Source organism: Streptosporangium sp. NPDC006013, assembly GCF_040614275.1.
Classification (GTDB): Bacteria; Actinomycetota; Actinomycetes; order Streptosporangiales; family Streptosporangiaceae; genus Streptosporangium.
Window position 1 is genome coordinate 1 of record NZ_JBEXUE010000460.1, and the last position, 7,908, is coordinate 7,908.

The 7,908-nt window shown below is 69.1% G+C and carries 5 protein-coding genes; all 5 read left to right on the forward strand.

Translation table 11 applies throughout. From position 1 onward, the window contains the following. Positions 1 to 2 precede the first annotated feature (2 nt). The 5 genes from ABZ260_RS41565 (at position 3) to ABZ260_RS41585 (ending at position 7,833) form a co-directional block, all read left to right on the forward strand. A complete protein-coding gene (locus ABZ260_RS41565) occupies positions 3 to 278 on the forward strand; it encodes a chorismate mutase (RefSeq protein WP_355628751.1) in 276 nt (91 codons plus the stop codon). Positions 279 to 375: 97 nt separating this feature from the next. Beyond that, positions 376 to 3,897, forward strand: coding sequence for a DNA polymerase III subunit alpha (gene dnaE / locus ABZ260_RS41570; RefSeq protein WP_355628753.1), 3,522 nt, complete (start codon positions 376 to 378; stop codon positions 3,895 to 3,897). Between the two features lie 304 nt (positions 3,898 to 4,201). Beyond that, positions 4,202 to 5,596: a discoidin domain-containing protein gene (locus ABZ260_RS41575; RefSeq protein ID WP_355628755.1), complete on the forward strand. Its 1,395-nt coding sequence runs from the start codon at positions 4,202 to 4,204 to the stop codon at positions 5,594 to 5,596. Next, positions 5,597 to 6,871 carry an MFS transporter gene (locus ABZ260_RS41580; RefSeq protein WP_355628758.1) on the forward strand — a complete coding sequence of 425 codons (1,275 nt, stop codon included), beginning with the start codon at positions 5,597 to 5,599 and terminating at the stop codon, positions 6,869 to 6,871. Then, positions 6,868 to 7,833, forward strand: coding sequence for a hypothetical protein (locus ABZ260_RS41585; RefSeq protein WP_355628761.1), 966 nt, complete (start codon positions 6,868 to 6,870; stop codon positions 7,831 to 7,833). Before ABZ260_RS41580 ends, ABZ260_RS41585 begins: the two co-directional genes overlap by 4 nt. The last annotated feature ends 75 nt before the right edge of the window (positions 7,834 to 7,908 follow it).

Consider the following 7,908-nt stretch of genomic DNA (forward strand, 5'->3'; position numbering starts at 1 on the left):
CGGTGCCCGCCGCCCGCGACGCCATCGACCGCGTCGACGCCGCCCTCGCCGTCCTGCTGGAACGCCGTGCCGAGCTCGCCGGCACCATCCAGCGCCTCAAGCCCGTCGGAGGCTTCGCCGGTCGCGACGCCGCCCGCGAGCGCCAGGTGGTCGCCGAGATGGCCCGCCGCGCCCCCGTCCTGGGCGAGGCCCGGCTCGCCCCCATCATGAACGCCGTCATCGAGGCGGGCCTGCACCTCGCCGAGGAACGCCGCTCGGCGCCCGCCGAGCGAGACTGAGAGGGAGAGACGACCCGGAGCACACGGGTCACTTTGGGAACTCGGATTTGGATACGCTTTCCCCGCCGACGGTGCGACTAGGGGAGGACGGGGCCGCATGTCAGACTCGTTTGTGCATCTGCACGTTCACACGGAGTACTCCATGTTGGATGGAGCCGCCCGTTTGAAGCAAATGTTCAAGCAGGTCGGCGACCTGGGCATGCCCGCCATCGCGATCACCGACCACGGCAACATGCACGGGGCCTACGACTTCTACAAGCAGGCGACCGGGGCGGGGATCAAGCCGATCATCGGCATCGAGGCCTACGTCGCCCCGGCCTCCCGGCACCAGAAGAAGCCGGTGCTGTGGGGCGAGCCGCACCAGAAGCGCGACGACGTCTCGGCGGGTGGCTACTACACCCACATGACCATCTGGGCGAAGAACGCCAAGGGTCTGAGCAACCTGATGAAGCTCTCCTCGCGCGCCTACACCGAGGGCTTCGTCCGTAAGTGGGCGCGGATGGACGCGGAGATCCTCGCCGAGCACGCCGAGGGGCTGATGGCCACCACCGGCTGCCCGTCGGGTGAGGTGCAGACCCGCCTGCGCCTGGGGCAGTACGACGAGGCGGTCGCGGCGGCGGCCAGGTTCCAGGAGCTGTTCGGCAAGGAGAACTACTACCTGGAGATCATGGATCATGGGCTCGACATCGAGCGCAGGGTCCGGGACGGCCTGACCCGCATCTCGCGCGAGCTGGGCATCCCGCCGCTGGTGACCAACGACTCCCACTACACCTACGAGTCGGACGCGACCTCCCACGACGCGCTGCTGTGCATCCAGACCGGCAAGCAGCTGTCCGACCCCGACCGCTTCCGCTTCGACGGCAGCGGCTACTACATCAAGAACGCCGACGAGATGCGCGCGGTCGACTCCTCGGACCTGTGGGCCGAGGGCTGCCGCAACACCCTGCTGGTCGCCGAGAAGGTCGACCCGAGCGGCATGTTCGGTTTCAAGAACCTGATGCCGACCTTCCCCCTGCCCGAGGGGGAGAGTGAGGAGAGCTGGTTCCGCAAGGAGATCTGGCGGGGCATGGAACGGCGCTTCCCCGAGGGCGTCGACGCCGAGCACCACACGCAGATCGAGTTCGAGATGGGCGTCATCCTGCAGATGGGGTTCCCCTCCTACTTCCTCGTGGTCGCCGACTTCATCATGTGGGCCAAGAACAACGGCATCCGGGTCGGCCCCGGCCGCGGCTCGGCCGCCGGCTCGCTGGCCGCGTACGCGCTGGGCATCACCGACCTCGACCCGCTGCCGCACGGGCTGATCTTCGAGCGGTTCCTCAACCCCGACCGCGTCTCCATGCCCGACGTCGACATCGACTTCGACGAGCGCAGGCGCGGCGACGTGATCCGGTACGTGACGGAAAAGTACGGGGCCGACAAGGTCGCCATGATCGCCACCTTCGGCACCATCAAGGCGAAGGCTGCCATCAAGGACGCGGCCCGCGTCCTGGGCCACCCGTACGCGCTGGGCGACAAGGTCTCCAAGGCGTTCCCGCCCGCGGTGATGGGCAAGGACATCCCGCTCTCCGGCATCTTCGACAAAGATCATCCGCGCTACAACGAGGCCGGCGAGCTGCGCAGGCTGTACGAGGAGGACGTCGACGTCAAGTCGGCGATGGACCTCGGCAGGGGCCTGGAGGGCCTGATCCGGCAGACCGGCGTGCACGCCGCCGGGGTCATCATGTCGGCGGAGGTGCTGACCGACTACATCCCGATCATGCGCCGCGACTCCGACGGTGTGATCATCACGCAGTTCGACTACCCGACCTGCGAGACGCTCGGCCTGCTGAAGATGGACTTCCTGGGCCTGCGCAACCTCACGATCATCGACGACTGCCTGAAGATGATCGAGGCCAACACCGGCGAGCAGATCGACCTGCTCAAGCTGCCGCTGGACGACCGCAAGACCTACGAGCTGCTCGGCAGGGGCGACACCCTGGGGGTGTTCCAGCTGGACGGCGGCGGCATGCGGTCGCTGCTGCGGCTGATGAAGCCCGACAACTTCGAGGACATCTCCGCCGTCGGCGCGCTGTACCGGCCTGGCCCGATGGGCGCCAACTCCCACACCAACTACGCGCTGCGCAAGAACGGCCAGCAGGAGATCGTCCCGATCCACCCGGAGTTCGAGGAGTCGCTGCAGGAGATCCTCGGCACCACGTACGGCCTGATCGTCTATCAGGAGCAGGTCATGGCCATCGCGCAGAAGGTCGCCGGGTTCTCGCTCGGCAAGGCCGACCTGCTGCGCCGCGCGATGGGCAAGAAGAAGAAGTCGGAGCTGGACAAGCAGTTCGAGTCGTTCGAGCAGGGCATGAAGGACAACGGCTACTCCGCGGCCGCGATCAAGACGCTCTGGGACATCCTGCTGCCCTTCTCCGACTACGCCTTCAACAAGGCGCACAGCGCCGCCTACGGCCTGGTCTCCTACTGGACCGCCTACCTCAAGGCCAACTACCCGGCCGAGTACATGGCCGGGCTGCTGACCTCGGTCAAGGACGACAAGGACAAGTCGGCCCTCTATCTCAACGAGTGCCGCCGGATGGGCATCAAGGTGCTGCCGCCGGACGTCAACGACTCCGACTTCGACTTCACGCCGCGCGGCACCGACGTCCGGTTCGGCCTGTCGGCCATCCGCAACGTCGGCGGCAACGTGGTCGACGGGATCATCGCCGCGCGCAAGGAGAAGAGCCGCTTCGCCGACTTCAAGGACTTCCTGCGTAAGGTCCCCATGGTCGTCTGCAACAAGCGGGTCATCGAGTCGCTGATCAAGGCCGGCGCCTTCGACTCGTTCGGGCACGTGCGCAAGGGCCTGGTGATGGTCCACGAGCAGGCGGTCGACAGCATCATCGGCATCAAGAAGAACGAGGCCCAGGGGCAGGACTCCCTGTTCGGCGCGGTCGAGGGCGCCGAGGACCAGACCTTCGACGTGCAGATCCCGGTGGGCGAGTGGGACAAGAACACGCTGCTGCAGTTCGAGCGGGAGATGCTCGGCCTGTACGTCTCCGACCACCCGCTCTTCGGCGTGGAGCACATCCTCGCCTCCGGCGCCGACTGCTCGATCGCCTCGCTCCAGGACGAGCACCGTCCCGACGGCCAGGTCGTCACCGTCGGCGGCATCCTGAGCGGCCTGCAGCGCAAGGTCACCAAGAAGGGCGACACCTGGGTGCTGACCCAGCTGGAGGACCTGGAGGGTGCCATCGAGGTGATGATCTTCCCCTCGGCCTACCAGCTCTGCGCGACCGTGCTCGCCGAGGACGCCATCGTCTTCGTCAAGGGCCGCCTGGACAAGCGCGAGGACGTCGGAAAGATCATCGCCATGGAGGTGACGGCTCCGGACCTGACCCGTGAGGCCGGTGGTCCCCTGGCGGTCAGCCTCGCCCTGACCCGCTGCACCCCGCCGGTGGTCGGCCGCCTCAAGGAGGTGCTGACCGCCCATCCGGGCACCACCGAGGTGCACCTGCAGGTGCACAACGGCCCCAAGACCACCATCATGCGCCTCGACGACCGCCTGCGGGTGTCGCCTTCACCGGCCCTGATGGGCGATTTGAAGCAGTTGCTCGGCCCCGCCTGCCTGGGGGCGTGAGAGCGGGCGCCGAGTCGCCTCCGTGGTACGCCGCTTCCGGATGTGGCGTGGTCCGTCCGGAAGCGGGAACGCCGTCGGCGACGTGTGCTTCTCCGGTGCGCGAGGTTTCAGGTTAGGAAACCTTCCTAACTTCCGTTGACAGTCTCCCCGACGGCTTGTCACTATGCCGGAGAGTGGCTTGGCGCGGCGTCCCGGAAGGGACGTGACGCGCTCAGTGAGGGATTGTGCTGCCCCGGCCGCGTTGTGCACGGCGCCGCGACGGGCGCCGTGATCATCGTCTCTAGCCCCCACAGGAGACAAGCCCGTGTCATCAAGCACGCCTCACCCCGTCCCTTACCGCGTCCCCCACCGCGTCCTTCTCATCCTCTCGGCGGTCACCGTCCTCCTGGCCGGGGTCCTGATCGCCACCGGCCGCGCCGAAGCCGCCGAGACCCTGCTGTCGCAGGGCAGGCCCGCCTCCTCCTCGTCCAAGGAGGGCTCCTCCTACAGCTCGGGCAAGGCGGTCGACGGCAACCTCACCTCGACTCGCTGGGCCTCCCTGGAGGGCAGCGATCCCCAGTGGATCCGCGTCGATCTGGGGGTGATCTCCTCGATCTCCCGGGTCAAGCTGTTCTGGGAGGCCGCCTACGGCAAGGCGTACACGATCCAGGTCTCCGACGACGCCGCGAACTGGACCACCGTCTACTCCACGAGCAGCGGTGACGGCGGCCAGGACGATCTGACCGGCCTGTCGGGCTCCGGGCGCTACGTCCGCATGTACGGCACCGTCAGGGGCACCTCCTACGGCTACTCCCTGTACGAGTTCCAGGTGTTCGGCGGCGGCACCTCCACGCCCAGCCCCACTCCGACCGTGACCCCGACCGTGACCCCGACAGCGACCCCGACAGCGACCCCGGGCGACACCTTCGTCGTCGCGGCCGCCGGTGACATCGCAGCCCAGTGCACCGCGAGCTCCAGCTCCTGCGCCCACCCCAAGACGGCGGCACAGGTCCAGGCGATGAACCCCGAGTTCGTCATCACCATGGGCGACAACCAGTACGACGACGCCCGGCTCTCGGACTTCCAGAACTACTACGACAAGACGTGGGGCAGGTTCAAGAGCAAGACGCGCCCTGCCGTAGGCAACCACGAGACCTACGACCCGGCCGGAACCTACGCGGGGTACAAGGGCTACTTCGGCTCCATCGCCACCCCGCAGGGCAAGACCTACTACAGCTACGACCGGGGCAACTGGCACTTCATCGCCCTTGACTCCAACTACTTCGACCAGGCGGCCCAGATCAACTGGCTCAAGGCCGACCTGGCCGCGAACACCAAGGGCTGTATCGCCGCCTACTGGCACCACCCGCTGTTCAGCTCCGGCGAGCACGGCAACGACCCGGTCGGCAAGCCGGTCTGGAAGATCCTCTATGACGCCGGAGCCGACCTGGTGCTCAACGGCCACGATCACCACTACGAACGGTTCGCCCCGCAGAACCCCGACGCCCAGGCCGACCCCAAGGGCATGGTGGAGATCCTCGGAGGCATGGGCGGCGCCTCACCGTACGGGATCACGAACGTCCAGCCCAACAGCCAGAAGCGGCTGGTGGACATCTACGGCGTAGTCAAGATGACCTTCGCCCCCGCCGCGTTCTCCTGGCAGCTGATCGGTACCGACGGTTCGGTCAAGGACACCGGCCCCACCTACGCCTGCCACTAGATGTACGTCTCGGCAAGCCGGACCGCGGACGGAGCACGTCCGCGGCCCCGGCTCTCCTGGGCCGTCCCCGGGAACGTGCTCGCGCTCGGGGCGGTCAGCCTGGTCACCGACATCTCCTCGGAGATGGTCACGGCCGTGCTGCCGCTCTACCTGACGCTCTTCCTCGGTCTCAGCCCGCTGCAGTTCGGCCTGCTCGACGGGCTCTCCTTCGGCGTGACGGCGCTGGTCCGCCTCGCCGGGGGCAACCTCGCCGACCGGTGGCAGCGGCGCAAACTCATCGCCGGAATCGGATACGGGCTGTCCGCGCTCTGCAAGCCGGCCCTGCTGGCGGCGGGCGGCTCGGTCGCGGCGCTGGGCGCGGTGATCGCCGTCGACAGGACCGGCAAGGGACTGCGCACGGCCCCGCGTGACGCGCTGATCTCGCTGAGCGCCCCGGCCGGCAAGCTCGGTCAGGCGTTCGGCGTGCACCGGGCCATGGACACCGTCGGCGCGCTGCTTGGCCCGCTGGTGGCGTTCGCCGTCCTGACGGGCACCGGCGGGGCCTACGACGTGGTGTTCGTGGTCAGCTTCTGCGTGGCCGTGCTCGGCGTGCTGCTGCTGGTCATGTACGTCCGTGACCGGCGCACGCCGCTGCCCGCCCCGCTGCCCGCCCGGCGCCCGGCCACCTCGCCGCGCGCCGCGCTGGGGCTGCTGCGCGACGTGGCGTTCCGGCGGGTGTGCGTGGTGGCCGCGGTCCTCGGCCTGGTCACCGTCGGCGACGCGTTCGTCTACCTGCTGCTGCAGAAGCGCGGCGGGATCGACACGGTGTACTTCCCGCTGTTGTCGATCGGCACGGCCGCCGTCTACCTGCTGCTGGCCGTGCCCGTCGGGCGGCTCGCGGACCGGCTGGGCCGGGTGCCGGTCTTCCTGGCCGGGCACGTCGCCCTGATCGCCGCCTACCTCGTGCTGCTCGGACCGGGATGGCTCGTCGCGGTGCTGATCCTGCACGGGACCTTCTACGCCGCGACCGACGGCGTGCTGATGGCCGTGGCCGGGCCGATGCTCCCCGAGCACCTGCGTACGAGCGGCCTGGCCCTGCTCCAGACCGGTCAGGCGACGACCCGGTTGCTGTCATCCGTCCTGTTCGGCGCCGTCTGGACGATGTGGGGAAGCACCCAGGGACTGGCCGTCATGGCGGCCGGCCTCGCGGCCTGTGTGCTCGGCGCCTGGTTCGCGATGAGGAGGTACACGGTGAGAACGGCAGTGGCGCCACCCCGGGTGGGGAGGCGGACGTGACCCCGATCCGGCGCCTGCCGGTGCTGCTCGCCGCGGTGGCGGTCCTCGGCGGCACGGCGGCCGGCTACGCGGCCTGGGCCACGCGCCGCGACCCCGTCCCGGTCTCGGCACCGGTGGCGGACGGCGGAGTGCTCCGTCCCGGGCAGCTGATGTTCCGTACGGCCGCCGGCCAGGTCGCCGGGGTGCCGCTCGGTGCCCCCTCGGCCCTCCCCACCGCCGCGGGTCCGGCCTGTAACCGGTTCTCCACGGCGGGTGGCACCTCGATCTGCCTGGTCGCCAAGCCCGGGGCGCTGGTCAGCACGGACGCGGTGATCCTCGACCGCTCCATGCGGGAGACCCGGCGGATCAGGCTGGCCGGGATCCCGAACCGGGCGAGGATGTCGCAGAGCGGCCGGATGGCGTCGTGGACCGTGTTCGTCACCGGCGACTCCTACAACGAGGGCGGCTTCTCCACTTGGACGGGGATCCTCGACACCCGCACCGGCTACGTCGTCACCAACATGGAGGACATCCCGCTGACCCTGAACGGCCGCCGTCACCACGCGGCCGACGTGAACTACTGGGGGGTGACCTTCGCCGCCGACGACAACCGGTTCTACGCGACCCTCGCCACCGGCGGGAAGACCTATCTCGTCGAGGGCGACTACGCCGACTGGCGGGTGCGGGCGCTCAGGGAGAACGCCGAGTGCCCGTCGCTGTCTCCCGACGGGACCCGGCTGGTGTTCAAGAAGCGGGTCTCCGCCGACCCGCGCCGGATGTGGCGGCTCCACATGCTGGAGCTGTCGACGATGCGGGAGACGCCGCTGGCCGAGACCGCGAGCGTTGACGACCAGGTGGCGTGGCTCGACGGGCGCACTGTGATGTACGCCAAGGGCCCGGACGTCTGGTCGGTCCCCGCCGACGGATCCGGTGCCCCGGCCCCGCTGGTGGCAGGGGCGTCGTCCCCGGTCGTGGTCCGGTGACCACGGCGGCCAGGCCCGGGTCCAGAGCAGCGGGCTGAGGAAGCACCCGCTGGTGGGTCTGCTGGCCTACGTGAA